The sequence below is a fragment of the Pseudoalteromonas sp. CR1 genome (genome assembly GCF_019392235.1).
Classification (GTDB): Bacteria; Pseudomonadota; Gammaproteobacteria; order Enterobacterales; family Alteromonadaceae; genus Pseudoalteromonas.
In genome coordinates this window covers 1-243 of sequence record NZ_JAHXRM010000557.1, presented here as the reverse complement: position 1 = coordinate 243, position 243 = coordinate 1, and the positions used below count along the sequence as shown (strand labels likewise).

The following is a 243-nucleotide window of genomic DNA, read 5'->3' as shown; positions in this document are numbered from 1 at the left end:
CCACTGATCCTGGCAGCCAAGATCAATGCCATGGACCGCCTGCGCCGCTTGCAGGCCACGGTCTTGCGCCAGCGTGACGTGATCGCCAGGCACCATGACTACCTGCTGCATGAGCAGCGGGCGGCCAAGGCGGTGTTCGATAAGGTGGCGCATTCCGGCTGTATCAACGCGGCGCCGAACATTCGCTACCTGCAATCGCCGTATGCGTTGTTCAACGGCGACCTGCTGTTGGCGGCGTACACC

At 63.0% G+C, this 243-nt stretch carries 1 pseudogene; it reads left to right on the top strand.

The annotated features are described in order from the left end of the window. A pseudogene (locus KZZ04_RS20540) lies at nucleotides 1-243 on the top strand (hypothetical protein); the annotation flags it as partial.